The sequence below is a fragment of the Pseudarthrobacter sp. MEB009 genome (genome assembly GCF_030208875.1).
Classification (GTDB): domain Bacteria; phylum Actinomycetota; class Actinomycetes; order Actinomycetales; family Micrococcaceae; genus Arthrobacter.
Genome location: NZ_JARVTC010000013.1, coordinates 159,089 through 183,143 on the forward strand (window position 1 = coordinate 159,089; position 24,055 = coordinate 183,143).

The 24,055-nt window shown below is 67.7% G+C and carries 25 protein-coding genes; 15 read left to right on the top strand and 10 right to left on the bottom strand.

Features of this window, described 5'->3' with window-relative positions; translation table 11 throughout:
* Positions 1–4: 4 nt before the first annotated feature.
* The 3 genes from QRN07_RS11965 to QRN07_RS11975 are packed head-to-tail and all read right to left on the bottom strand — an operon-like array spanning position 5 to position 1,696.
* The gene (locus QRN07_RS11965) at positions 5–403 is read right to left on the bottom strand and encodes a hypothetical protein (RefSeq protein ID WP_050683549.1); all 399 of its coding nucleotides are present in this window, start codon (positions 401–403) and stop codon (positions 5–7) included.
* Complete coding sequence (locus QRN07_RS11970) at positions 393–977, bottom strand: Asp23/Gls24 family envelope stress response protein (protein ID WP_285241117.1); 585 nt, start codon at positions 975–977, stop codon at positions 393–395. The genes QRN07_RS11965 and QRN07_RS11970 overlap by 11 nt, the downstream gene beginning before the upstream one ends.
* Positions 968–1,696, bottom strand: coding sequence for an RNA polymerase sigma factor (locus tag QRN07_RS11975; RefSeq protein ID WP_050683551.1), 729 nt, complete (start codon positions 1,694–1,696; stop codon positions 968–970). The genes QRN07_RS11970 and QRN07_RS11975 overlap by 10 nt, the downstream gene beginning before the upstream one ends.
* A 266-nt stretch (positions 1,697–1,962) precedes the next feature.
* Here QRN07_RS11975 and QRN07_RS11980 point away from each other — a divergent pair, with 266 nt between their 5' ends.
* From QRN07_RS11980 to QRN07_RS12005, 6 genes are all read left to right on the top strand, one after another.
* Positions 1,963–2,478 (top strand): Asp23/Gls24 family envelope stress response protein, encoded by a 516-nt coding sequence (locus tag QRN07_RS11980; RefSeq protein ID WP_056601644.1) that lies wholly within the window; start codon positions 1,963–1,965, stop codon positions 2,476–2,478.
* A 151-nt stretch (positions 2,479–2,629) separates the two neighbouring features.
* Positions 2,630–2,812: a hypothetical protein gene (locus QRN07_RS11985; RefSeq protein WP_050683553.1), complete on the top strand. Its 183-nt coding sequence runs from the start codon at positions 2,630–2,632 to the stop codon at positions 2,810–2,812.
* Positions 2,809–3,210, top strand: coding sequence for an Asp23/Gls24 family envelope stress response protein (locus QRN07_RS11990; protein ID WP_082484591.1), 402 nt, complete (start codon positions 2,809–2,811; stop codon positions 3,208–3,210). The genes QRN07_RS11985 and QRN07_RS11990 overlap by 4 nt, the downstream gene beginning before the upstream one ends.
* Positions 3,207–3,767 (top strand): DUF6286 domain-containing protein, encoded by a 561-nt coding sequence (locus QRN07_RS11995; protein ID WP_056601649.1) that lies wholly within the window; start codon positions 3,207–3,209, stop codon positions 3,765–3,767. The genes QRN07_RS11990 and QRN07_RS11995 overlap by 4 nt, the downstream gene beginning before the upstream one ends.
* 121 nt (positions 3,768–3,888) lie before the next feature.
* The gene (locus QRN07_RS12000; RefSeq protein WP_056601652.1) at positions 3,889–4,509 is read left to right on the top strand and encodes an Asp23/Gls24 family envelope stress response protein; all 621 of its coding nucleotides are present in this window, start codon (positions 3,889–3,891) and stop codon (positions 4,507–4,509) included.
* Positions 4,510–4,779: 270 nt separating this feature from the next.
* Entirely contained in the window at positions 4,780–4,953 is a 174-nt protein-coding gene (locus tag QRN07_RS12005; protein WP_082178094.1) for a CsbD family protein, read from the top strand.
* Positions 4,954–5,028: 75 nt separating this feature from the next.
* On the opposite strand, the gene QRN07_RS12010 is transcribed toward QRN07_RS12005, so the two are convergent.
* From QRN07_RS12010 to QRN07_RS12035, 6 genes are all read right to left on the bottom strand, one after another.
* Positions 5,029–5,727, bottom strand: coding sequence for a GntR family transcriptional regulator (locus tag QRN07_RS12010; protein ID WP_285241118.1), 699 nt, complete (start codon positions 5,725–5,727; stop codon positions 5,029–5,031).
* A 49-nt stretch (positions 5,728–5,776) separates the two neighbouring features.
* Positions 5,777–7,507 carry an acetyl/propionyl/methylcrotonyl-CoA carboxylase subunit alpha gene (locus tag QRN07_RS12015; protein ID WP_285241119.1) on the bottom strand — a complete coding sequence of 577 codons (1,731 nt, stop codon included), beginning with the start codon at positions 7,505–7,507 and terminating at the stop codon, positions 5,777–5,779.
* On the bottom strand, positions 7,504–9,198 hold the full coding sequence (locus QRN07_RS12020; RefSeq protein ID WP_285241120.1) for a 5-oxoprolinase subunit B/C family protein: 1,695 nt from the start codon (positions 9,196–9,198) through the stop codon (positions 7,504–7,506). Before QRN07_RS12020 ends, QRN07_RS12015 begins: the two co-directional genes overlap by 4 nt.
* Positions 9,195–9,953 carry a LamB/YcsF family protein gene (locus QRN07_RS12025; protein WP_285241121.1) on the bottom strand — a complete coding sequence of 253 codons (759 nt, stop codon included), beginning with the start codon at positions 9,951–9,953 and terminating at the stop codon, positions 9,195–9,197. Before QRN07_RS12025 ends, QRN07_RS12020 begins: the two co-directional genes overlap by 4 nt.
* A gap of 90 nt (positions 9,954–10,043) precedes the next feature.
* Complete coding sequence (locus tag QRN07_RS12030; protein ID WP_285241122.1) at positions 10,044–11,273, bottom strand: beta-ketoacyl-[acyl-carrier-protein] synthase family protein; 1,230 nt, start codon at positions 11,271–11,273, stop codon at positions 10,044–10,046.
* 10 nt (positions 11,274–11,283) lie between these two features.
* Complete coding sequence (locus QRN07_RS12035) at positions 11,284–12,897, bottom strand: peptide chain release factor 3 (protein ID WP_285241123.1); 1,614 nt, start codon at positions 12,895–12,897, stop codon at positions 11,284–11,286.
* 264 nt (positions 12,898–13,161) lie between these two features.
* On the opposite strand from QRN07_RS12035, the gene QRN07_RS12040 reads away from it, so the two are divergent.
* From QRN07_RS12040 to disA, 8 genes are all read left to right on the top strand, one after another.
* Positions 13,162–13,377, top strand: coding sequence for a hypothetical protein (locus QRN07_RS12040; protein WP_050683563.1), 216 nt, complete (start codon positions 13,162–13,164; stop codon positions 13,375–13,377).
* 184 nt (positions 13,378–13,561) lie between these two features.
* Positions 13,562–14,605: a LacI family DNA-binding transcriptional regulator gene (locus QRN07_RS12045; protein WP_235504799.1), complete on the top strand. Its 1,044-nt coding sequence runs from the start codon at positions 13,562–13,564 to the stop codon at positions 14,603–14,605.
* Entirely contained in the window at positions 14,602–15,594 is a 993-nt protein-coding gene (locus tag QRN07_RS12050; protein WP_050683565.1) for an ABC transporter permease, read from the top strand. Before QRN07_RS12045 ends, QRN07_RS12050 begins: the two co-directional genes overlap by 4 nt.
* 7 nt (positions 15,595–15,601) lie before the next feature.
* Positions 15,602–16,567, top strand: coding sequence for a carbohydrate ABC transporter permease (locus QRN07_RS12055; RefSeq protein WP_050683566.1), 966 nt, complete (start codon positions 15,602–15,604; stop codon positions 16,565–16,567).
* 125 nt (positions 16,568–16,692) lie between these two features.
* Positions 16,693–18,303 (top strand): ABC transporter substrate-binding protein, encoded by a 1,611-nt coding sequence (locus QRN07_RS12060; RefSeq protein WP_285241124.1) that lies wholly within the window; start codon positions 16,693–16,695, stop codon positions 18,301–18,303.
* Between the two features lie 52 nt (positions 18,304–18,355).
* Entirely contained in the window at positions 18,356–19,852 is a 1,497-nt protein-coding gene (locus tag QRN07_RS12065) for a glycoside hydrolase family 32 protein (RefSeq protein WP_285241125.1), read from the top strand.
* On the top strand, positions 19,837–20,796 hold the full coding sequence (locus QRN07_RS12070) for a carbohydrate kinase family protein (protein WP_285241126.1): 960 nt from the start codon (positions 19,837–19,839) through the stop codon (positions 20,794–20,796). Before QRN07_RS12065 ends, QRN07_RS12070 begins: the two co-directional genes overlap by 16 nt.
* Before the next feature lie 352 nt (positions 20,797–21,148).
* Positions 21,149–22,225 (top strand): DNA integrity scanning diadenylate cyclase DisA, encoded by a 1,077-nt coding sequence (gene disA, locus QRN07_RS12075; RefSeq protein ID WP_050683571.1) that lies wholly within the window; start codon positions 21,149–21,151, stop codon positions 22,223–22,225.
* A gap of 39 nt (positions 22,226–22,264) precedes the next feature.
* Here disA and QRN07_RS12080 read toward each other — a convergent pair whose 3' ends face one another.
* Positions 22,265–22,933: a hypothetical protein gene (locus QRN07_RS12080; RefSeq protein WP_285241127.1), complete on the bottom strand. Its 669-nt coding sequence runs from the start codon at positions 22,931–22,933 to the stop codon at positions 22,265–22,267.
* A gap of 183 nt (positions 22,934–23,116) precedes the next feature.
* Between QRN07_RS12080 and QRN07_RS12085 the strand changes: the two genes are divergently transcribed.
* Complete coding sequence (locus tag QRN07_RS12085) at positions 23,117–24,034, top strand: HhH-GPD family protein (protein WP_285241358.1); 918 nt, start codon at positions 23,117–23,119, stop codon at positions 24,032–24,034.
* Positions 24,035–24,055: the final 21 nt, after the last annotated feature.

The following is a 24,055-nucleotide window of genomic DNA, read 5'->3' on the forward strand; positions in this document are numbered from 1 at the left end:
GGGGTCAGTGTCCGGGGCTGGCTTCGATGGCCAGGATGGTGACGTCCACGCCGCCCACGCGCAGCCCGTTGCGGCGGATCGTATCTGCGATGATTTCCTGGGCGTGTTCCGCCAGGCCAAGGGCCCGGTGGTCAATTGCGGTGGCGATATCGGCCTGGACGTGGACCAGGCCGTCGTCAACAGTGATGTGCAGCCCGTCCCTCGTGGCCGTTGATGTTTGGCCGCCCGCGGCTTCGGTATCCTGGCGCAACACCTTCGAGGTGATTTTGAACTTCTGCATAACGCTGCGCACCGTAGGTTCGAGCCGGAGCAGCCCGGGTTGGCTGAGGAGGGCAGCCGTCAGCGCATCCGCGAGGACATCGAGGTTGACCACCCGGGCGTCCAGTGGCTGGTCAGAGATCATAAAGGTCCTCCACAATGATATTGATCGAGCCGACGAGCAGTGCTGTCTGGGCTTCCACCACGGCGCCGACGCGTTCGCGTACCTGCGCCAGGGTGTCCGGGATCCGCACTGTCGAAGCCAACGCCACCTGCAGTTCGACGGTAAGTTGGGTTCCCTCGGGGACCGGAACACCGGTGGTCCCTGGTTGCATGGGGGCTATGGAGCACCGCCGGGCGCGGACCCCGGGAAGGGTGGACGCGGCGAAACGGATCAGCGCTGTCAACGCCTGCTCGCTGATGTCGATCCTGCCGAGCGGGGTGTCCTTGAGGGCTGTTTTGCGGCCGCGCCGGATTTCCGCACGGGCAACCATCATCACCGCCTCCTTCACCCGGTTACCCGGCTGAAGTGACGGCTCCGTCCGGTCACGCTCGCGCATTGATTCAGTGACACTGGCCAGGTGGTAGAGGGCGTTGCGTGCGCTCTGGCAGTCCGGGCAGGAGAGCTCATGGCTGGTGGGTGGTTCGTCGATGGTGGCCCAGAACTCATCAAGGTCACGTCCGCATCCCAGCCGGGGACGGTCACTGTTCATCGCCATGGTTCCATCCCCTCTGCAAGGAAGCGTTTGGCCCGTGCAATCCGGCCCCTGACGGTACTCTCCGGGAGCTGCACTATTGCCGCAATCTCCCGGTATGAGAATTCATGGACTTCCTTGAGCAGCCAGCAAGCCCTGGGCCCGGGCGGCACCGTCTGCAGCAAATCCGACAGTGCCCGCATCTGCGCCTGGTTCTCGTACTCCTTCGCAGGATCGGCGCCGGCCCCTTGTCCGATACTAGCGTGGGCGCCCGCAGTGGTGTCTTGTCCCGCGTCGCCCCGGTCCCCGGCCACGCCGGCCTGGCCGGTTCCCGCGGGTGGGCGGCCCTTCCGGCGGCGGAGCAGGTCCAGGCATTTATTGGTGGCCGTCCGGTACAGCCAGGGAACGAACGCCTGCGGGACCGTGAGGTTGGGCAGGGCCCGCCACGCGCTGATGAACGTCTCCTGGACCAGGTCCTCCGCTTCGGTCCTGTCGTCAAGCATCCGCAGGCACAACCGGAACAGGCCACCCTGATAGGCGTTCAGAAGCCATTCAAAGGCTTCAACGTCCCCGTCCTGCGCCCTGGAAACGACCGTCAGGGCATCAAGTTCGTCCAGCGGCGTCCACACCCCGTCGTCCCAGCCGTTCGCCGGGTCCCGCGGTTCTGCACCGAAGGGGGCGGGCACTTCCGGCGGCACGGGATGCAGGTCAGCCTGCAGGTCCGGCTCCGTTGTCTCGTCCATGTGTTCTCTTCCTCGACCGCTTGCCGCTAAACGATCCCCCGTGGCCGGCGTTCCCTGATCAGCAGGCAGCAGGCCACCACCAGCATAAGGTAAGCAGCCTGCCTAACCGGCCGGACCGGTTCAACGGGCACCGGAGGGGATTCCGGGGCTCCCCTTCCGGGGCCGGAAAAAGAATTTGAGAAATTTACCAAACAGGCCGTGAGGATTGCCCACCGGTTGCGTCTTTATCTGTGTACGCAAAAAACTTTGAAGGAGACCGGATTCCCATGGCAGACGAACAGAACTCCCGCCGCGCAGCAGTTGTCCCCGCTACGGGCGAAGAGCAGGAACGCCGCGCAGAGCAGCACTCCAAGGAAACCGAGAAGGCCAGGAACGTCGGCCCGCTGCAGACCGACAAGGGCAACACCACCATCGCCGAAACGGTTGTCCAGAAGATCGCCGGTATCGCCACCCGCGAAGTCCCGGGCGTCTACGCCATGGGCAGCGCCGGCCGCCGGGCGTTCAGCAGCCTCACCGAACGCATTCCCGGTTCGCAGACCAACGTCAGCGGCGGTGTCAGCGTGGAAAAGGGTGAGCGGCAGGCCGCGATCGACCTGACGATCGTGGTGGAGCACGACGCCTCCATCGTCGAAGTCAGCCAGATGATCCGGAAGAACGTCATCGCATCAGTGGAAGACGCCACCGGCCTCGAGGTCATTGAGGTGAACATCAACGTCACCGACGTCCACCTCCCCGAGGACGACCAGGACAAGGACGATTCAAACCACAAGGATCTCCAGTAGCAGTCCCGGACCCAGCTGATCCGGCAGGCCCCCCGAGCCGGCCGGATCTCCACAGGCGGGGAAGGCGCCGCCCCCGCGTCTTCCCCGCCGCCCCGCCACTCCTCCTGCAAGCCAGTCAGGTGCAGGAGCCCCGCAGCAGAAAAGGCATTCCATGAACACCACAGCCCTTGGCCTGATGACAGGCCTGGCCCTCGGATTCGCAGCAGCTTTCGGCGGGTTCTCCGCGTTCCTCCTGGTTGCCGTCTTCGGCGCCCTTGGACTGGCCGCAGCCCGCATCATTGAGGGCAAGCTGGACCTCAGCGCATTGACCGGCCGAGCCAGCTCCCGCAGATGAGCGCGGCAACTAACAGCCATCCGGGCGGATTGGCGGAACCCGCAGTACGGGGATCGCTCACCATCTCGGAGAAGGCCATCGAAAAAATTGCCGGCCAGGTAGCGGCGGGGGTTCCCGGCATTAACGGCACGGCCGGCGGTTTCCTTGGGATCGGCTCGCACCGGGATGACGATGCCCGGCCCAAGGTCAAGGTCCGGCTCAGCGGGAAAGTCGCTGCGCTGCACATCAGCGCCGGGGTGCGCTACCCCGCACCGCTGCGGGCAACGGCTGACCGGCTCCGCAGCGAGGTCAGGGAGAAAGTCAGCGCCGCCTGCGGCATTGATGTCCGGCAAGTGGATATCGACTTCGAATCACTGACCTCCACTTCCGGCGCTTCCGGGCGAAGGGAACTCCTATGAGCACGCAACCCGTATCCCAGTCGCTGCAGCGGCGGTCCAGCCGCACGGTCCCTGCCGCCGCCACCTCCCTTGTCCTGCTGGTCCTCGCGGGGCTGGCAATCTGGGGCGCCGTTGCCTACCTGGCAGGCGGGGCCTGGCCTGGCTTCATCGTGGCGTCCGGCGATGCCGTCCGTGGGCTGACCTGGAACAACCCAGGCGTGTGGGCAGTATCGGTCGTGGCACTGCTGGCAGGGGTGTTCCTGCTCTTTGCTGCGGTGCTTCCGGGCCGGCGCACGGGAGCAGCCATCACCGGCTCTTCCTCCACCGGCCTGACAGAGACGGTCATCAGCCGCCGGGGCCTTGCCAGGCTCGCGGCAGCACATGCTGACCAAACCGACGGCGTCGAGTCCAGTTCGGCAACGGCCAGCGGTAAATCGGTCTCCGTCGTGGTATCCACCAGCCTGAATGAACCCGGATCGTTGTCCCGTGACATCAAGGAGTCCCTGGAGGAGAAGTTCCGCACCGTGGGTCTGACGCCGACTCCACGGGTCAGCGTCCGGGTCAGGAGCAGTGGATGAACCCTCCACTTTCCCAGGCATTAGCGCCTGGCCCGGTCAGGACCACGAACCACTCGATGCCAGCCAAGGTCGGCAGGCGGGGCAGAACAGAGGCCCCGTTGCAGAAAGAAAAGGACACACCATGAGGGAAACAGCAGGCAGGCTCAACCGGGCATGGCTGGCGGTCATCGCGGTAGTGCTGCTCCTCGCCGGCGGTGCCGGTGTCCTGCTCGCCAGTGGGCTGGGTAAGGACCTGGCCGCCGCCGCGAACCTTGCACTGGTCCCTGCCGCACCGGAAAACCCGGTCTTCGCCGGCCCCCCGCTCGACGCTGTGTCGAATCCCGTTGGTGCAGCCTTGATCCTGGCCGGCGCAGCACTCATCGCCCTGCTGGCGCTCTCCTGGCTCGGCGCCCAGATCCCCCGCCGCCACCAGGCTTCCACCCTGCGGCTGCACTCCGACCATGGCCGGGACGGGTATACCAGGTGTGAACCCCGGGTTGTGGCCGACGCGGTCGCCCACGAAGTTGAGGCGTTGCCGGGCGTCACCTCGGCATCAGCACTGATCCGTGGCAGCGCGAACCAGCCCGAGCTGAACCTGGACGTCAAAGTCGAGGACCGGGCAGACATCCAGGACGTCATCTCCCGGATCAACGGCGAGGTAACAGCAAACCTCGAGACGGCCCTTGAGGTTCCGCTCCGCAAAGTGGCAGTACTTTTCAACATCAGCACCCAGCGGGGCAACGACAAAGCCGCGGTTCTGTAGCCCCACACCTGCCTGTCAACACCCCGCCCAACGTCATAGGAAGGAACCTGGTATGAGGAACAAGATCATTACCGTCGTCGTCACCGCCGTGGCCGGGTGGCTCCGTGGCCGCCTGTCGGCAAGGAAAAACACCAGACCGCCCGGACGGCCCTGACCGGGACAGCACGGTCCCACAAAATTTCTGGACAACGTATGACGATTGTCCAGGATCCTCCCAGCAATGGGTGGCCAAATGGAAAAGTAAACGCAGCAACAGGAAGGAATGCAGACATGGGTATCGGAGACAAGATCCAGAACGCAGCCGAGAGCGCTGTAGGCAAGGTCAAGGAAGCTGCCGGCAAGGCAACGGACAACGACAAGCTTGAAGCCGAGGGCAAGGCCGATCAGGCCGGTGCTTCGGCGAAGAAGGCCGGCGAGAACGTCAAGGACGTTTTCAAAAACTGATTTTCCAGCACCAGCCTGTCAGCATGTGTGCGGTGGCCCCGGAAGGGCCGCCGCACACATCGCTTTAATCCGGGTTCACCTGCCGGATGACGGTGCAACCCCAAGGTGCACCAGCAGTTCCTGTTCGGAATCGTCCAGATACCGCCGGAGCCCGGCCGCCGCCTCGTCCCGCTGCCCTGCGCGAAGCTGCGCCACCAGGGCCACATTTCTGTCCACGTAGTGGCTGTGGAAGTCCGGCGTGGGGCCCATGGCGTGGAAGACCAGCCGCATCTCGGCCAGGACCTTTTCCATCAGATCGCTGAGGGATGCACTGCCGGAAAGTTCCACCAGCGCCTTGTGGAGGTCCTGGTTGGCGTCCGCCATCCCCTGCACCGAAGCCGTAACCCTGGCGGCTTGCGCCTTGGCCATAATGGCTTCGAGGCCGGCCAAAGCGGCTTCGTCAATATCGCCCCACAGCACGGCGGCGGGTTCGATCAGGCGGCGGACCCGGTAAATCTCGCGCACATCGTCCGGCCCCGGGGCCGCAACGTAGACGCCCCGGTTCGGGATCCGCTGCACCACGGACTCGCCGGCCAGCACCGTAAACGCCTCACGGAGGGTGTTGCGGGAAACCCCGAGGGCCTCCGAGAGCTTCTGTTCGGACAGTTTTGACCCGGGCGGCAACTGGCCGGCCGAAATCCGGGCGCGGAGCACGCCGGCAACCCACGCCCCGGTATGGGCGTGGGCTGCGTGGCCGCCGTCGGCGATCCCCTGGAGTGCTTCGTTCATGGGCATCCGTCCAATCTACTCAACGTTCCGGGACCGCCAGGCCGTCGAAGGCCGGCTACGAGATCCGGCCCAGAAGATCACCACGTCCGACGGCGGCACCCGCCTCCTGTGCGCCTCGCGTCCAGGTGCCGCTCCGGTGGGCCGTTACCGCGGTTTCCATCTTCATGGCCTCCAGCACGGCGACGGCCTGGCCGGCTTCGACCTGGCCATCTTCGGCCACCCATTTCACCAGTGACCCGGACATTGGCGAGGCCAGGCCGGCGTCGTCCTGCTCCGCAGCGTCCGCCGCTGCCTGGCCGCCCGCGCCGCCGCCGGTGAGGAGCGCCGCGTAAAACTGCTCCGGCAGGCCCAACTGCACGGCTTTGCCGTCAATCTCCACGGTCAGGGTCCGCCGTGCCGCACCGGGGTTGGTGCGGGCGATCTCGGGGGACGCCGCCAGCTCTCCGGCGAAGTCGTTTTCGATCCAGGTGGTGTGGATGCCCAGTCCCTCCTCAGCCGTGAACGCGGGGTGGCGCACCACTGCCCGGTGGAATGGCAGGACGGTGGGCAGGCCCTCGATCCGCATCTCGGCCAGCGCAGCCGCTGCCCGCCGGAGCGCCTGCGGCCGGTCTTCACCGTGGACAATGAGCTTGGCCAGCAGCGAGTCGTATTCGCCGGGCACCACCGACCCGGAGCGGACGCCGGTGTCCACGCGGATGCCGGCGCCGGTGGGCGGTTCGAAGGCCACCACAGTGCCGGGCCCGGGCAGGAACCCCCGGGCGGGATCTTCCGCATTGAGCCGGAACTCGATGGCGTGGCCCTTCGGTTCGGGGTCCGCCGCAAGGTCAAGGGCGCCGCCGGCGGCAATGCGGAACTGCTGGCGGACCAGGTCCACGCCGGAGGTTTCCTCGGTGACCGGGTGCTCCACCTGGAGCCTGGTGTTGACCTCCAGGAAGGAGATGATCCCGTCCGTGCCCACCAGGTATTCCACGGTTCCGGCGCCGTGGTACTCCGCCTCGCGGCAGATGGCCTTGGCCGATTCGTGGATCTGCGCGCGCTGCCCTGCTGTCAGGAACGGCGCGGGGGCTTCCTCCACCAGTTTCTGGTTCCGGCGCTGCAGTGAGCAGTCCCGGGTCCCCACCACCACCACGTTCCCGTGGGTATCGGCCAGGACCTGGGCTTCCACATGCCGCGGCCGGTCCAGGAACCGCTCCACAAAGCACTCGCCGCGGCCAAAAGCCACGGTGGATTCGCGGACAGCCGATTCGAACGCATCCGCCACGTCCTCCATCCGGCGCGCCACCTTCAGGCCGCGGCCGCCGCCGCCAAATGCTGCTTTGATGGCCACCGGAAGTCCGTGTGCCCGGGCGAACGCGAGCACGTCCTCGGCGTTTTCCACCGGGCCGTCGCTGCCGGGCACCAGCGGCGCCCCGGCCCGTACGGCGATGGCACGTGCGGTGACTTTGTTGCCCAGGGAGCGGATGGAATCCGGTGACGGGCCGATCCAGGTGAGGCCGGCCCCGATCACAGCTTCCGCGAATTCTGCGTTCTCGGACAGGAAGCCATAGCCGGGGTGCACGGCGTCGGCACCGGCGCGGCCGGCGGCCGCCAGGATCTTGCCGATGTCCAGGTACGTTTCGGCGCCTGTGCTGCCGCCGAGTGCGTACGCCTCGTCCGCCAGCCGCACGTGCAGGGCGTCAGCGTCCGGGTCGGAGTAGACGGCCACGGACTGCAGCCCCTCGTCGGCGCAGGCGCGGGCGATCCGCACGGCGATCTCGCCGCGGTTGGCAATCAGGACTTTTTTCATGGCTGGGTTCCTTCTGAAGCGGTCTGGTCCGGTTCACCATGGTGGGGAGGTTCCTGGTTTGCCGGTGCGAGGGTGGTGGGGTCCACAACGGTGAACCGGACAGGGTGGCCGGGCTGCAGCTGCGCCGCCAACGGCAGGTCGCCGGGCACAACCACGGCAATCACCGGGTAGCCGCCGGTCACCGGATGGTCGGCCAGGAAAAGGACGGGGTGGCCGTTGGGCGGGACCTGCAACGCGCCGGGTACCGTTCCTTCACTGGGGAGCTCACCCTCGCGGGTCCGGACCAGCGCGGCGCCGGGAGCTCCCGGCGTGGCTGCTTCACCAGCCGGCCAGGCCCCGCCGGAAGGTCCGGGCGTGAGCCGGACCCCGATCCGGTTGGATTGTTCACTGACCAGCCAGTCCTGCCCGGCCAGGGCCGTGAAGGCGGCCGGACCGAACCAGTCATCGCGGGGGCCGAGGGTGACGCGCAGCTCTGTGGGGCCGTCCGCGACGGGCAGCAGGGTGCTTTCCGCCGGGCCCACGGGATGGACGCCGGTCACCGGAGCGATGGGCAGGAACATGCCGGCAGCAAGCGGCGGCGGTCCGATGCCGGACATCGAGTCGCTGGACCGGCTGCCCAGCACGGGCTCCACCGCCAGCCCGCCACGGACGCCCAAGTAGCTCCGCACACCGGTTCCGGGGGCGCCGAGGCTCAGCGTCTCGCCGTCGAGCAGGGCAAAAGGTGTGTGCAGGGCTGGCGTCCGCAGCAACTGGTTGTCGGCGTCGCGGACTTCCAGGCAGACGGCAGCGCCGGCAACGGCCAGGACCTGGTCGCCCCGGGCCTGGACAGCAAGTCCGCCCAGGAGGTTTTCGACGACGGCGGAACCCGGTTCGTTGCCCACCAGCCGGTTGGCCTGGCGGGCCGAGCGCGGGTCAGCGGCGCCGGACACGGAAACGCCGAGGTCGCCGAATCCCGGCCGGCCCAGGTCCTGGACCAGCGACTGCAGCCCCGGAGCCTGCACCAGGAGCCCGCTGCCTGCCTGGTCCGGCGCGGACCCAGGGCCCGGGGCCACGGCCGAACGCACTGCCACCCTCTCGCGGACGGCAACGTAGCGGACGGTATCCCCCGGCCGCACCAGTGCCGGCGATTTCCGGCCCAGGTCCCACATCACGGCGGACGTGTGGCCCAGCAGCTGCCAGCCGCCGGGCGACTGCCTCGGGTAGACGGCCGAGAAGGCCCCGCCCAGCGCCACGGAGCCGGCCGGCACGGCCGTCCTGGGTGAGCTGCGCCGCGCCACCGACAAGGAGTCGTTTTCCCCCACGAGGTAGGTGAAGCCCGGGGCAAAGCCGCCGAAGGCGCCCGTCCACACCTGCCCGGTGTGGGCGGCCACCACACCGTCGGCACCCAGGCCGGTCAGGCGGCCCACCTCGGCGAGGTCCTCGCCGTCGTACACCACCTCGATGGTGACCTCATTGCCCGCGTGGTGGCCGCGGGCCGCCAGGTCCAGGTGCGGCAGCAACCCGCGGGCGGCCCCGGCGTGGAAGCGGGAGCCGAACTTGACCAGCACCGTGGCTGCTCCGGCGACGGCGTCGAGCTGCCCGGGGAGCGGCTCGGCCTGCAGCCGGTCGTGGAGGGCAAGGACGCCGGCCAGCCCGGTGAGCTCCACCAGGACCGCGTTGGGGCCGGACCAGCGGATGCCGGTGATGCTCACGCGAAGCTCCGCACGGTGACGCCGGCGGCGGCAAGGCCTGACCGGACCGCGCCGGCCATGGCCACCGCGCCGGGGGTATCGCCGTGCACGCAGATGCTGTCCGCCTGCACTTTCAGGACGGACCCGTCACGGGCCACGATGGTGCCCTCCGTGGCCAGCCGGACCATGTTGGCCGTGATGGCGGCGTGGTCGTGGAGCACCGCGCCTTCCTCGCGGCGCGACACCAGGGTGCCGTCCGGATTGTAGGCGCGGTCGGCGAAGGCCTCGGACAGGGCCGTCATGCCGCGGGCTTCGGCTTTCTTCTGCGCCACGGCGCCAGGTAGGAGCAACAGCGGCAGCTCCGGGTTGAAGGCGTGGACGGCGTCCACCACTGCCTGCGCGTGGATCTCGTGGTGCACAATCGCGTTGTACAGGGCGCCGTGCGGCTTGACGTAGCTGACCTCGGTGTCGGCGGCGCGGGCCAGCGCCTGCAGCGCGCCGAGCTGGTAGAGGACATCGTCCGCTAGTTCCACGGCGGAGCAGTCCAGGAAGCGGCGGCCGAAGCCGGCCAGGTCCCGGTAGCCCACGTGGGCGCCGACGGTCACGCCCGCCGCCACGGCGTCGCGGCAGGTTTTGGCGATGGTGACCGGGTCCCCGGCGTGGAAGCCACAGGCCACGTTGGCGCTGGTGACGTGCCGGAAGACGGCGGCGTCGTCCCCCATGGTCCAGTTGCCGAAGGATTCCCCGACGTCACTGTTCAGATCGATGTGCGGCATGTGACCCTCGTCTCAGGTTGGATTCTTCAACCATCATGCCTTACGCCACAAGATTGTTCAACAATCTTTCGGCGCCAGTTTGCCGGCCCGTCAGCCGGCGGTGATCACCAGCGCCACACTGTGCCCGCCGAAGCCGAAGGCGTTGACCAGGCCCGCTCGCGGGGCGTCCGCGGCAAGGTTGCGGACCTGTCCGGTCACCACGTCGAGGTCAACTTCCGGATCCAGCGCCTCCATGTTCAGGGTGGCCGGCAGCTGCGAGGTGCGCAGGGCTTCGAGGACCACAACGGCGGCCAGCGCGCCGGCGCCGCCCAGCAGGTGGCCGGTGTGTCCCTTGGTGGAGGTCACCGGAACATTGGGCCCGAAGATGGCGTTGATGGCCTGCCCCTCGAGCTTGTCCCCCACGGGAGTGGAGGTGGCGTGGGCGTGCACAAACCCGATGCCGGCCGCTTCCAGGCCCGCCGACTCGAGCGCTTTCTGCATGACGCGGCGCTGCATCGCCGGATCGGCGGCGACGATGTCGTTGGCATCGGACGTCACGGCCCCGCCGGCCACCGCGCCCAGTATGGCGGCGCCGCGGGCACGGGCGTGGGCTTCGCTTTCCAGCACCACCACACCTGCGCCCTCCGCGAGGACAAAACCGTCCCGGCCGCCGTCGAACGGGCGTGAGGCCAGCTGCGGATCGCCGGGGCGGGTGGACAGGGCGCGGATCTGCGAAAAGCCGGTGATCACCAGGTCGTTGACTGAGGCGTCAACACCGCCGGCAATCACGACGTCGGCAGCTCCTGAGCGGATCATTTCGGCACCCTGGACAATCGCCTCAGCCCCGGAGGCGCAGGCGCTGACCGGAGTCCGCGCGCCGCCGCGGGCCCCGAGGTCGATCGATACCCAGGCCGCCGGGCCGTTGACCATCAGCCGGGTCAGGGTGTGCGGGGAGACTTTGCGCGGGCCGGAGGCGGCCAGTGTCCGGTCCTGCTCCAGGGTGGAGCCCAGCCCGCCGTACGCAGAGCCGATCACCACCGCGAAGCGCTCGGGGTCAACGTCCGGGGCGCCGGCCTGGGCCCACGCTTCCCGGGCAGCGATCAGCGCGAGCTGGCCGCAGCGGTCCATGCGCTTGATCTCGCGGGTGCTCAGGTGCCCGGAGAGGTCCGACGGCGCGCGGCCCGCGATTTTTACAGGCAGCTGCTCCGCCCAGGGTTCGTCCAGCTCCGCGATTCCGGACTTCCCGGCCAGGAGGCCGGCCCAGGTCCCTGCCACCGAGGACCCCAGCGGGTTGATGGTTCCGGCGCCGGTCACCAGGGCACGTGGCTGGACTGCAGTCATGTTTTGGGCCCTACTTTGCGGGGTTGTGCGTGCCGATGGGCACCAGGGTCAGGTCGGGGTGGTTCTTCTCGATCCGGCGCAGGGCCCATACGTCGTTGAAGAGCGCGAGGTATTCGCCGTCGGACCGCAGCAGCACCTCGGCGCCGGTGACGTTGGCCAGGGCAGGCATGGCATCCACCGTCGAAATTCTTGCCAACGAGTACGGCAGGCGCTCAAGGCGCATGGGCGCGCTGAAGTCGTGGGCCATCCGGTCCTCCACCACCTCGAACTGCATGGGGCCTACGGCGGCCAGCACGGGGGCCTGGTCGCCGCGGACGTCAGAGCGGAGCACCTGGATGACGCCCTCGTGCTCGAGCTGCTCGATGCCGCGCCGGAACTGCTTGAACTTGCTGGGGTCCTTGGACCGTGCCACCTGGAAGTGTTCGGGGGCGAACAGCGGGATGGCCGGATATTCCACGGGGTCGGCCAGGAAAAGGCTGTCACCCACGCGGAGGGAGGACGCGTTGACCAGGCCCACCACGTCTCCCGGGAAGGCCTCGTCGATGACTTCGCGTTCCCGGCCGAAAACCTGCTGGGCGTACTTTGTGGCGAACGATTTCCCGGTGCGGGTCTGGGTGACCACCATGCCGCGCTCGAACACACCGGAGCAGACGCGGATGAAGGCGACGTGGTCCCGGTGGGCCTTGTTCATGCCGGCCTGGACCTTGAAGACGAAGCCGGAGAACGGGGATTCCACCGGGCGGGCGTTGCCCGCCACGTCAGGCCGGGGTGCGGCCGGCGGCGCGAAGTCCACCAGGGCATCCAGCAGTTCCTTGACCCCGAAGTTCAGAGCTGCGGAGCTGAAGAGGATGGGGGTGGCGGTGCCGGCGTGGAAGCTTTCCACATCGAATTCGAGGTTTGACTCGATCACCAGGCCGGCCTCGTCCACGGCGTCGGTCCAATCCTTGCCCTGGCTTTCGGCGGCCTGGTCCGGGGTGAAGTATTCGGTGAGGGCGATCTGGGCGCCGGAGTTATTGCGCTGGAACCGGGCGAAGCGGTCGTTGCGCAGGTCCCAGACGCCGCGGAAGTCACCGGAGATGCCCACGGCCCAGGTCAGGGGCATGGGCTGGAGGCCCGTGCGTTCGGTGATTTCGTCCATCAGGGCCAGGGCGTCGAGGCCGGGGCGGTCCCATTTGTTGATGACGGTGATGATGGGGAGGTTGCGGGCCTTGCAGACCTCGAAGAGCTTCATGGTCTGTGTTTCCAGGCCCTTGGCGGCGTCCACCAGCATAACGGCGCAGTCGACGGCGGCCAGCACGCGGTAAGTGTCCTCGGAGAAGTCGGCGTGGCCGGGGGTGTCCAGGAGGTTGATCACGGTGTCGCGGTAGGAGAACTGCAGGGCGGCGGAGCTGATGGAAATGCCCCTGTCCTTTTCCATCTGCATCCAGTCGGAGACGGTTTCCTTGCGGTTGGCCTTGCCGCTGGACGCTCCGGCGGTGCCGATTACCTTGGCGTGCAGCGCCAGGGCCTCGGTCAGGGTGGACTTGCCCGCGTCAGGGTGGGAAATGACAGCAAAGGTCCTGCGGCGGCCCGCCTCTTTGTGGATCCCGGAGATCCGGGCGGGGGTCAGGACTTCTTGGGACACGGTGCTACCTTCGCTGCGGTGGGGTCTGCCCGGGGCTCTGGCGGAACCTGTGGGGCGGCGGAAAAGCCAAGTTCCAGTTTATCGCAGGGCCGCAAACGGCGGCCCGCCCGCTTAACGCCACCGAAACCGGACGTTCAAAACAACGAAATGCAGGCCCGCTAGCGTGGCCGGATGATCACCGCAGCGAACCGGCGCCCCAGCAGGACACCACCCGGGGGCCGCTCCCCTGCCGGCATGCTGCCTTCCTGGACGGGGGCCTGAGCGGTGCACGGCGTTCCGGTTTCCTACAACCCCTTCTTCGATCCGTTCGCAGCGGCCGCCCCGCGCCAGCAGGGCCCAGCCGCCGGCGGATCGCCACCGCCGGCCAACCAGCGCCGGGGCCAGCAAAGCGCCGCGGAGCACCGCGCCCTGCGCGCGGCCTCGCTGCTGCGGGTCAGCTCGGACCTGGAGCGGATGGTCCGCGAGCGCCGCAGCCCCTGACCCTCCCCAACTAACTAGCAGTTGTTGTCGTTTTGGGGGCTCATAACGACAACAACTGCCAGCCAGTTGGGAGTCGGAAGGCGGGGGACTGTTGACGCACCACTATGGCGCAGGTTACAGTTTTTCCTGTTCGCAGTTATACGAATAACTGTCACGTATCACCCAAGGCCCAAGGAGGTGCCAGATGGCAAGGTCCCGACCCCATTCCGGACCCACCATGCATGATGTCGCGGCAGCCGCCGGCGTCTCCCAGGCCACCGTATCGCTGGTCCTCAACCAGGCATCCGGCGGCCGGTTTTCCGAGGAAACCCGCGTCCGGGTCCAGGACGCGGTGCAGGAGCTCGGCTACCGCACCAACGCCCACGCCAAAACCCTGCGCGACGGCGTCTCCGGCATTATCGGCTTCCTCGGCGACGCCGTGGCCACCACCCCCTTCGCCGGCAAGATCATCGAAGGCGCCCAGGAAAGGGCCTGGGAGGACGGGCTCCTCCTGCTGACCATGAACACCGGCGGCAACAAGGCCCTGGAAACCGCGTCGCTGGACTCCATGCTTTCCTACAAGGTGGCGGGAGTCGTTTATGCCGGCATGTACCACCGCCGCCTGGACGTCCCCGAAGCCCTCTCGGGCGTCCCCTCCGTTGTCCTGAACTCGCAGGACCGCCAGCGGCGGCTCCCCAGCGTAGCGCCGGACGAGGAGCTGGGCGGCTACACGGCCACCCGCCGCCTGCTTGATGCCGGGCACCGGCGCGTGGCGATGATCAACATCGAAACGCTGGAAAGCGAACTGCCGGCCGCCGTTGGACGCTTCAACGGCTACGTCCGCGCCCTCGCCGAGGCCGGGCTTCCAGCCAATCCGGACCTGGTCCGTTTTGGCGGCGGCAACGAACTCGACGGTTTCACCCACACCATGGACCTGATGCGCGGTGGCCACCCGCCCACCGCCATCTTCTGCGCCAACGACCGCACCGCCTGGGGGGCCTACCAGGCCGCCTCGGAGCTGCGCATCTCGATCCCCGACGATGTCTCCATCGTCGGCTTCGACAACCAGGAAACTCTCGCCCCGCACCTGCGGCCGGGACTGACCACCCTCGAACTGCCCTTCATCGAAATGGGGCGCCGCGCTGTGGACCTCATCCTGCAGGGCGCCGAACCCGACGGGACCGTCGAATACATGGCTTGCCCGCTGGTGGAACGCAATTCAGTAACACATCCAAAGGAGTTGCCATGAGCCGCATCGCGGCCGGGACAACGCCGGCACCGCCGCCGGCCGCCCCCAACAGGTCCACCCAACGGGCCACACACCGCAAGCCGCTGCCGTTGCGCCTGAAAAGGGCGGCCAGGGCCTGGCAGTTATACGTATTACTACTGCCGTCACTCATCTACATTGCCGTCTTCAAATACTGGCCGATGTACGGCGTGCAGATCGCCTTCCGCAACTACAACCCCGTGGACGGCTTCACCGACAGCCCCTGGGTGGGCCTGGCGCACTTCGTCCGGTTCGTAAACTCGTACCAGTTCGGCCAGGTGGTGGGAAACACCCTCTGGATCGCTGTCCTGGGCCTGGTGGTGGCGTTCCCCATCCCCATCATCCTGGCCCTGCTGGTCAACCAGCTGCAGAGCGAACGGTTCAAGAAGTTCACGCAGACGGTGCTGTATTCACCGGCGTTCATCTCCACGGTGGTGGTGGTTGGCATCATGTTTGTGCTGCTCTCCCCGCGGTCCGGCCTGGTGAACAACGCCATCCAGCTGGCCGGCGGCGAGCCCGTGTTTTTTATGGGCTCGGCGGAGTGGTTCCGGCCCATCTACGTCATCTCGGATGTCTGGCAGAACGCCGGCTTCGCCATGATCGTCTACCTGGCGGCGCTGTCCGGCATCGACCCGGCCCTGCATGACGCCGCCAAAGTGGACGGCGCCTCCAAGCTCCAAAGGATCCGCCACATCGACCTGCCGGGCATCATGCCCGTCATCACGGTCCTGTTCATCCTGGCCATCGGCAACCTGCTCAACGTCGGCTTCGAGAAGGCACTGCTGATGCAGACCAACCTGAACCTGCCGACGTCGGAAATCATCCAGACGTACGTCTACCACGCCGGGCTACAGCAGGCGCAGTTCAGCTACTCGGCCGCGATCGGCCTGTTCAACTCCGTCCTCAACCTGGTGCTGCTGCTCGTCTTCAACACGATTGCGCGCCGGGCCAACCAAGCAACCCTCTGGTGATGCCGCTATGTCCCTGAACACCAAGCCCGTGCCCGCACCGGCCACCCCCGCCCGCCAGGTTCCGGCCCCGAAGCGGACCTTCTCCTTCCGCGACCGGTGGGCGGACTCCGCCTTCAACGTCGCCGCGGTCACCATCCTCACGGCGTCCATCATCGCCGTCGTCTATCCCCTCTACTTCATTGTGATCGCCTCCATCAGCGACCCCAACGCCGTCTACGAAGGCAAAGTCTGGCTGTTCCCCTCCGGCGTCACGCTGGAGGGTTACCAGCGGATCTTCGCGGACAGCCGGATCTGGAATGGCCTGGGAAACACGGTGGTTTACACCGTCCTGGGCACCGCCATCAGCGTCACCACCATCCTGTTCGGCGCCTACGCCCTGTCCCGCAAGGACATGCCCGGCCGGAAAATCCTGATGCTGCTCTTTGTCATCACCATGTTTTTCGACGGCGGCCTCATCACCAAGTACCTGGTGGTCCGCGACCTGGGCATGCTGGACACGGTCTGGGCGGTGGTCCTGCCCGGCGCGGTAGGCGTGTGGAACCTCATCATCGCCAGGTCCTTCTTCGAACACACCATCCCCGGCGAACTCCGCGAAGCCGCCCAGATGGACGGCGCCAACGACTTCACGTTCTTCTTCAGGATGGTGCTCCCGCTGTCCAAGCCGCTGATCATGCTGATGGTCATGGTCCATGTGGTGGCGCACTGGAACTCGTTCTTCGACGCCCTCATCTTCCTTAACGACGACACCAAGTACCCGCTGCAGCTGGTGCTGCGGAACATCCTCATCCAGTCCGACGTCTCCTCGGCCGGCACCACCGGCGGGGACATCGAGTCCTACGCGGCAGCCCAGCGGATCGGCGAACTTACCAAATACGCCATGATCGTGGTCTCCAGCCTCCCGCTGATGATCGCGCTGCCGTTTATGCAGAAGCACTTCACCAAGGGCACCATGATCGGCGCCGTCAAGAGCTGACGCTCCCTTCCGTATCGTCCGACGGCGGCACTCCCCTCGTGCCGCCGCCCCACCTTCCGCACCTCCCGCACCCAGTCCCGCACCAAGTCCCGCACCAAGTCCCGCACCAAGAAAAGGATCGACCCATGGCCACCAGCCGCCGCAAACTCGCCGTCCTTGGCACCCTCATGGCAGGAACAATGCTGTTCACCGCCTGCTCGGGCTCCAAAGGCACCGCCGAGATCCAGGACGCCTCCGCCGAATTCGGTTTCCAGGAGACCGGCTTCCCGATCGTCAAGGACAAGCTGACCCTCACGTTCTCCGGCACCAAATCCGCCCTGGCCCCTGACTACGGCAGCATGTCGCTGGTGCAGCAGTGGGAAACGGACACCAACGTGCACATCGACTGGGAAAACCTCCCCGAAGCGGTGTTCAAGGAAAAGAAGAACCTCATCCTGGCCAGCGGCGACCTGCCGGACGCGTTTTTCAACAGCGGCCTCACCGACGCGGAAATCACCACCTACGCCGCCAGCGGCACCCTGGTCCCGCTGGAGGGCCTGATCGACAAAAACGCCCCGAACCTGGCGAAAATCCTGGCGGACCGGCCGGACATCAAGGCTGCCATCACCTCCTCCGACGGGCACATCTACTCCCTGCCCTCCGTTGAGGAGCTGGGCCTGGTCCAGTTCCCCAACGAAATGGCCATCAACACAGCCTGGTTGGACAAGCTCGGCATCCCGATGCCTAAAACTGTTGACGAACTCCACAACGCCCTGCTGGCGTTCAAGGCCAAGGACGCCTCCGGGACGGGCCGGACCATCCCGCTGAGCTTTATGCCCGGCTCGTGGTGCGGGGACATCGTGGACCTCATCGCCGCCCTGGGCGGGGTCCCCGACAACATGGACCACCGGATCGTCCAGGACGGCAAAGTCATCTACACCGCCACGCAGGACGGCTACAAAAAAGCCATCGGCACCCTGCACCAGTGGTACCAGGAAGGCCTGATCGATCCGGAGTCCTTCTCCCAGGACGACAAGGCGTACCTGGCCAAGGGCAAGGCCGGGACGGCAAACCTCGGCTCGTTCGTCTGGTGGGAAATCAAGGAAATGGTGGGCGCTGACCGGGCGGCCGACTACGCGCTGCTGCCCGTCCTCGAAGGCGTGGACGGCAAGCGGCTGGCCAGCCAGTCCAACAACCAGGAGATCGCCCGCGGCGCCTTCGCCGTGACCCGGACCAACAAGTACCCGGCAGCCACCATGCGCTGGGCCGACAACCTCTACGACCCCCTCCAGTCAGCACAGGCCAACTGGGGCCCCATCGGCGAAACCCTGCAAAAAGACGCCGCCACCGGCCTGCTGACCCAGATCCCCGCTCCGGCAGGGACCAGCGAAGGCGAGCGCCGCCAGAAGGTGGCCCCCGGCGGCCCTAAGGCCAACACCGCCGAAAACTTCGAGAAAGTGGTGGCCCCCGAGCCCCGCGCCGCGGAACGGCAAAAGACCATCCAGGAAAACTACAAACCGTTTGCAGCCAATGACGGCTACCCGCCGGTGGCCCTGTCAAACGAGGAAATCCAGCAGATCGGCACCATCGAAACCGACGTCTCCGCCCTGGTCAAGCAGACCACTGCCAAGTGGATTGTCTCCGGCGGCATCGACAGCGAATGGGACGGCTACGTCTCCCAACTGGAGAACGTCGGCGTGGACCGGATGATCGACATCTACCAGCAGGCCTACGACCGGTTCCAGCAAAACTCCTGACCCAAAACACAGCACGCCAGCCCGTACCTGCAGCACGAAACGAGACGCATCCATGAACCCCGCCACGCCCACCCTTGAGGCCTACCGGCCGGCACGCCACTTCGCCGCCCGGGACACCTGGCTCAACGACCCCAACGGCCTGGTGTTCCTCGACGGCACGTACCACCTGTACTTCCAGAACAACCCGTACGGGAACGTCCACGGCAACCTGTCGTGGGGCCACGCCACCTCCACGGACCTGGTGGACTGGGTGGAACAGCCGGTGGCCATCCACTGCGATGAAACCGAAGAGATCTTCTCCGGCAGCATCGTGGTGGACCAGGAGAACACCTCGGGGCTCGGGGCGGCCGGGACGGCGCCGCTGGTGGCCCTCTACACCAGCGCCTACCGGCCGGCCTCCGAGCACCAGGGCACGCAGGCGCAGTCGGTCGCCTGGAGCGCGGACGGCGGCTACACGTGGACCAAGTACGCCGGGAACCCCGTCCTGACCCGGAACTCGCCGGAGTTCCGGGACCCCAAGGTGTTCCGGTACGAGGGCCCCGCCGGCAGCTACTGGGTCATGGCCGCCGTCGAGGCTCTGGATTTCGCGGTGCTGCTGTACCGGTCGGACAACCTGCTGGACTGGACGTACCTGAGCACCTTCGGGCCCGCCAACGGCACCGGCGGGGTGTGGGAGTGCCCTGACCTCTTCGAGCTGCCGGTGGACGGCAACCCGGAGCGCACCAAGTGGGTGCTCACCGTGAACATGAACCCCGGCGGCCCCAACGGCGGTTCGGCCGGACAGTACTTTGTGGGCCACTTCGACGGCACACGGTTCAGCTCCGAAACCACCGTCACCGAAGGCCTGCAGGACGACTCCCGGCTGGCCGATTACCACTGGCTGGACTGGGGCCGGGACTACTACGCCGCGGTGTCCTTCAGCAACGTCCCGGCCGGCCGGCGGCTGATGATCGGCTGGATGAACAACTGGCAGTACGCCAACCGGATCCCCACCGCGCCGTGGCGGAGCCCCATGAGCCTGGTCCGCGACGTGTGGCTCACCGAAATTGCGGGGCAGCCCCGGCTGGTCCAGGCCATCGCGCCGGAGGTCACCGCAGGAGCGGAGGCCGCCGCCCGCACGGAGGTCGCCGTCGCCGGCAGCCTGGCGGTCGACGGCGGCACCCCGGTCCAGCTGCTCCACGTCACCTTCACGCCGGAATCGGCTGACGTGTTCGGCATTGTGGTCCGCGGCGCCGCCGACGGCACTGCCGGGACCCGGATCAGCATCCGGCCCGGTGCCGGCAGCCTGGTCCTGGACCGGACGCTGTCCGGCGACACCGGCTTCGACCCATCGTTTGCCTCTGCCAGCACGGCGCCCATCCTGCCGGGCCCGGACGGAACCTACTCGCTCCGGATCTTTGTTGACCACTGCTCCGTGGAGGTTTTTGGCCAGGACGGCCTGGTCAGCATGACCGAACTGATCTTCCCGGACCCGGCCCACAGCACCATCAGCCTGTTCGCGGACGGCGGCACCGCCGGCGCCTCGCTGCAGCTGTGGGACGTGGCCTGACCGTGGCGGCCCAGGACACCCGTGGCACCGGCCTTGACGTGGTGGTGGTGGGCGAGGCGCTGGTGGACATCGTCACCACCAGCGCCGGCACCACCGAACATCCCGGCGGTTCCCCCGCCAATGTGGCCTACGGCCTGGGCCGGCTGGGTGTGCCCACGGGCTTCCTCACCTGCCTGGGCACGGACCGGCACGGCGCGCTGGTGGCGGAGCACCTGGTCCGGGCAGGGGTGGGGATCCTGTCCGGGTCGCCGAGGACCGGGCCCACCTCCACTGCCGCCGCCACCCTGGCGCCGGACGGATCGGCCCGCTACAGCTTCAGCATCCATTGGGACCTGCCGGCCTGGGATTCCGCCGCGCTAACGGCGCCACCCCGGGTGCTGCACACCGGTTCGATCGCCAGCTTCCTTGCCCCGGGCGCCGAATCGGTCCGCGGCCTCCTGGAGCAGGCGCAGGGCACCTCCCTGGTCACCTACGATCCCAACATCCGCCCGGACCTGCTGGGCAGCCACGCGGCAACCCTGGCCGGCTTTGAGGACCTGGTCCAGCTGGCGGATGTCATCAAACTCAGCGACGAGGATGCAGCCTGGCTGTATCCCCGCCGCGATCCGGCGGACGTTGCGGCGGAACTGGTGCGGCGCGGCGCACGCCTGGCAGTGGTGACCCTCGGCGCGGAGGGGGCGCTGCTGGCTACCCCGGTCACCACGCTGCATGTTCCGGCGGTACCTTCCGTAGTGGCGGACACCATCGGGGCCGGCGATTCCTACATGGCGGCCCTGATTTCCGGCCTGCTGGCGGTAGCGCCGGGCGAACTGGAACCGGCCACCGTGGAAGGGCTGGGCCGGATGGCCGCGGCGGCCGCGGCGATCACCGTGGGCCGGCCCGGCGCCAACCCGCCCACGGCTGCTGAACTGGCGGCCGCCTTGAAGGTGCCCCACCCCGCCTGATCCCCTTCCCCCCAACTAGGTCGCAGTTGTTGTCGTTATGAGCCCCCAAAACGACAACAACTGCGACCTAGTTGGGTGGGGCGGGGCTTGGCGGTCCGGCAGGGCACACGGCGCCCCGGGCATGCGGCACGGCCGGGCCAAAAGCGCCCTCCCGGGCACAACGCGGGGAGGCATTCGGACCCCCTGCGCCGCTCCCTCCCCACGGGGCACTTTAAGGCTTGCCTGTGCGGATGGACACAATTCTTACCCCTATCATTGAGCTTGCAGGAAACTATGCACTTTTCATCCTGCCGGCAGAGTGCGGAAGCCGGCATTCCGGCGGGCACAGGTCCGCACCTTTGAAGGGACAACCATGGCGCGGAGCCCTGAAGAATCACTCAAGGCAACGCTGGGCAGGGTGGCGCCCGGGACTCCGCTGCGTGACGGCCTGGAACGGATCCTCCGGGGCCGGACGGGTGCGCTGATCGTCCTGGGCTCGGATCGGACCATCGACTCCATCTGCTCGGGCGGCTTCGACATCGGCATCGACTTCTCCCCTACCCGGCTGCGTGAACTGGCCAAGATGGACGGGGCCATCATCTGCGACAAGGACGCGGGAAACATCCTGCGCGCCGCCGTCCAGCTGGTCCCGGACTCCAGCATCGAAACCCAGGAATCGGGCACCCGGCACCGCACCGCGGAGCGCGTGGCCATCCAGACGGGCGTCCCGGTCATTTCCGTGAGCCAGTCCATGCAGATCATCGCCCTCTACGTCAACGGCCTGCGGCACGTGCTGGAGGGCTCGGAAAAAGTCCTGGCCCGCGCCAACCAGGCCCTGGCCACCCTCGAGCGGTACCGCTCCCGGCTTGACCAGGTCACCAGTTCCCTCTCCGCCCTGGAGATCGAGGCGATGGTGACGGTGCGGGACGTCGCCGTCACCCTGCAGCGGCAGGAAATGGTCCGGCGCATTTCCGAGGAAATAGCCCAGTACGTCCTGGAGCTCGGTGAGGACGGCAGGCTGCTCTCCCTGCAGCTGGATGAACTCACCGTGGGCCGCGGGCCGGGCAGCGATGTGATCATCCGCGACTACGCGGGCCCCGACGCCTCCCCCGAGGACATCGAAAAGGCCGTGAGCGCCCTGGTTAACCTGGGCCCCACCGAACTGATCGACCTCAGCAGGATCGCCGGCATGGTGGGCTTCGCCAGCGGCGTGGACAACCTTGATGCCGTGGTCCAGCCCCGCGGGTACCGGCTCCTGTCCGGCCTGAAGGCGGTTCCCAAAGCCGTGGCGGACCGGCTGGTGGACCACTTCGGCGGGCTCCAGTTCCTGATGGCCGCCACCATCGATGACCTCATGACAGTGGACGGCATCGGCGACCAGCGTGCCCGCACGGTCCGGGAAGGTCTCAGCCGCATGGCCGAGGCCAGCCTGCTGGACCGCTTCCTCTAATCCCGGCCCGGCAAAACTGGACCGCGGCCACAAACCGGCTCAGTTGAGCTGGAAAACAGCCTTGGGGCTGGCTTTGGAGCCGAGCTTCGCGGTGAAGATGTAGTAGGCCCCACCGCCGCCGGGCTTGGCCGAAACCGGCTGGCAGCCTTCAACACTCCTGGCCTGCGACCACGGAAAGTTGGCCGTTTCGCTGGCACCGGGCGCGATGGTTTTGATGAGGTCCTCGCTGGTGGACTGGCAGTCCCGGGACGAGAAGATCCGGTCGGCACCGCTGGTGACCAGGAATTCCATCTGCGAGGTGCCGATGTTGACCTCGCAGGGCATGGTGCCGCCGTTGGTGACCTTCAGGGTCAGCAGCGGTTTGTCGTCCGGCCCGTAGGCGCCCTTGTCCGTGGCTGCGGAGACGGTGACCAGGTTCTGGTTGCAGGACGGGGCCGCGGACGGCGTGGGAGTAGGGGTGGCAGCGGCACTGGTTGGCGCGGCGGCCGTTCCGCTGGGAGCGGGGTCCGTGGCTGAGGCCTGCTCCGACCCGCCACCGAAGGCGCCGCCCAGGGCCAGCCCGCCCATCAGCAGGGCCAACGCCAGGAGCAGTGCGCCGCCGGCAAACAGCCGGCGGCGCCGGTACACGGCAGCGCCCGGCCTGCCGGCACCCGTTGCCGCCGAAGCCGCGCTTTTACCGCGCGATGATGTACTGCCTTGCCTGCCCATCCTCCTAGGCTAGAGAACCGGCACTGCTCTGCGGGGCCACCACGCCGCCGGACGGCCAACGGGCTGGTCACATCGCGTTTCAACCCGCCGGAGAACTTCCATTACAGTGTGGGGATCGATACCAAAAACCCCACCACCACAGTTCCCGCGCCGCCTGCCGGCGGCGAAGCCGGGCTCAGTTCCCTGCACGCAAGGATCAACGGCTGGTTTGACGAAACCGCCCGCGACCTGCCCTGGCGGGATCCGGCCTGCAGCCCCTGGGGCGTCCTGGTCAGCGAGATCATGCTGCAGCAGACCCCGGTGGTCCGGGTGCTGCCCGTCTGGCACGAATGGCTGGAACGCTGGCCCACCCCCGCCGCCCTGGCAGCAGTTCCGGCCGGAGAAGCCGTCCGGGCCTGGGGAAGGCTTGGATATCCGCGCCGGGCATTGCGGCTCCACGCGGCGGCGGCCGCCATTGTGCAGGACCATGGCGGCAGCGTCCCCGCAACCCATGCCGAACTGCTCCAGTTGCCTGGTGTGGGCAGCTACACGGCAGCCGCGGTGGCAGCCTTCGCATTCGGCCGCCGCGAGACGGTGGTGGACACCAACATCCGGCGCGTCCACGCCCGCCTGGTATCCGGAACGGCACTGCCGGCCCCCGCCCTGACCGCAGCCGAGATGCGCCTGGCCACTGCGCTGCTGCCGGCCGACGACGGCGCCTCCGTCCGCTGGAACGCCGCGGTCATGGAGCTGGGCGCCATGGTGTGCACGGCCCGGGCACCCAAATGTGTTGCCTGCCCGGTCCGGGGCTCCTGTGCGTGGCTGGCCGCAGGCGAGCCACCGCCGTCGTACATCCCCAAAGGCCAGGCGTGGCACGGCACCGACCGGCAGGTCCGCGGCGCCGTGCTTGCCGTCCTGCGCCTCGCGGACGCGCCGGTTCCCCCGGACCTGTTCCAGGCCCCGCCGGCGGACCTGGGGTTCGCGCCGGAAGGAATCGGTGTGCCGCTGGCTGCCCTGCACCGGCTCAATTCCGCTCCTGAACAGCTGGAACGGGCGCTGGCCGGGCTGCTCGCGGATGGGCTGGCGGAGCTCGCACACGGCGGCTACCGGCTTCCGGCCTGAGGGGCTGCGGCCGCAAAATGG

What these genes read in the sequence shown, in the direction of transcription:
- QRN07_RS11985 (WP_050683553.1), top strand. Translation starts at nt 2,630, where the DNA reads ATGAACACCACAGCCCTTGGCCTGATGACAGGCCTGGCCCTCGGATTC.
- QRN07_RS11995 (WP_056601649.1), top strand. Translation starts at nt 3,207, where the DNA reads ATGAGCACGCAACCCGTATCCCAGTCGCTGCAGCGGCGGTCCAGCCGC.
- QRN07_RS12065 (WP_285241125.1), top strand. Translation starts at nt 18,356, where the DNA reads ATGAACCCCGCCACGCCCACCCTTGAGGCCTACCGGCCGGCACGCCAC.
- QRN07_RS12080 (WP_285241127.1), bottom strand. Translation starts at nt 22,933, where the DNA reads ATGGGCAGGCAAGGCAGTACATCATCGCGCGGTAAAAGCGCGGCTTCG.
- QRN07_RS12015 (WP_285241119.1), bottom strand. Translation starts at nt 7,507, where the DNA reads ATGAAAAAAGTCCTGATTGCCAACCGCGGCGAGATCGCCGTGCGGATC.
- QRN07_RS12010 (WP_285241118.1), bottom strand. Translation starts at nt 5,727, where the DNA reads ATGCCCATGAACGAAGCACTCCAGGGGATCGCCGACGGCGGCCACGCA.
- QRN07_RS12045 (WP_235504799.1), top strand. Translation starts at nt 13,562, where the DNA reads ATGGCAAGGTCCCGACCCCATTCCGGACCCACCATGCATGATGTCGCG.
- QRN07_RS11980 (WP_056601644.1), top strand. Translation starts at nt 1,963, where the DNA reads ATGGCAGACGAACAGAACTCCCGCCGCGCAGCAGTTGTCCCCGCTACG.
- QRN07_RS12005 (WP_082178094.1), top strand. Translation starts at nt 4,780, where the DNA reads ATGGGTATCGGAGACAAGATCCAGAACGCAGCCGAGAGCGCTGTAGGC.
- QRN07_RS11990 (WP_082484591.1), top strand. Translation starts at nt 2,809, where the DNA reads ATGAGCGCGGCAACTAACAGCCATCCGGGCGGATTGGCGGAACCCGCA.
- QRN07_RS12050 (WP_050683565.1), top strand. Translation starts at nt 14,602, where the DNA reads ATGAGCCGCATCGCGGCCGGGACAACGCCGGCACCGCCGCCGGCCGCC.
- QRN07_RS12000 (WP_056601652.1), top strand. Translation starts at nt 3,889, where the DNA reads ATGAGGGAAACAGCAGGCAGGCTCAACCGGGCATGGCTGGCGGTCATC.
- QRN07_RS11970 (WP_285241117.1), bottom strand. Translation starts at nt 977, where the DNA reads ATGGCGATGAACAGTGACCGTCCCCGGCTGGGATGCGGACGTGACCTT.
- disA (WP_050683571.1), top strand. Translation starts at nt 21,149, where the DNA reads ATGGCGCGGAGCCCTGAAGAATCACTCAAGGCAACGCTGGGCAGGGTG.
- QRN07_RS12055 (WP_050683566.1), top strand. Translation starts at nt 15,602, where the DNA reads ATGTCCCTGAACACCAAGCCCGTGCCCGCACCGGCCACCCCCGCCCGC.
- QRN07_RS12060 (WP_285241124.1), top strand. Translation starts at nt 16,693, where the DNA reads ATGGCCACCAGCCGCCGCAAACTCGCCGTCCTTGGCACCCTCATGGCA.
- QRN07_RS12025 (WP_285241121.1), bottom strand. Translation starts at nt 9,953, where the DNA reads ATGCCGCACATCGATCTGAACAGTGACGTCGGGGAATCCTTCGGCAAC.
- QRN07_RS12030 (WP_285241122.1), bottom strand. Translation starts at nt 11,273, where the DNA reads ATGACTGCAGTCCAGCCACGTGCCCTGGTGACCGGCGCCGGAACCATC.
- QRN07_RS11965 (WP_050683549.1), bottom strand. Translation starts at nt 403, where the DNA reads ATGATCTCTGACCAGCCACTGGACGCCCGGGTGGTCAACCTCGATGTC.
- QRN07_RS11975 (WP_050683551.1), bottom strand. Translation starts at nt 1,696, where the DNA reads ATGGACGAGACAACGGAGCCGGACCTGCAGGCTGACCTGCATCCCGTG.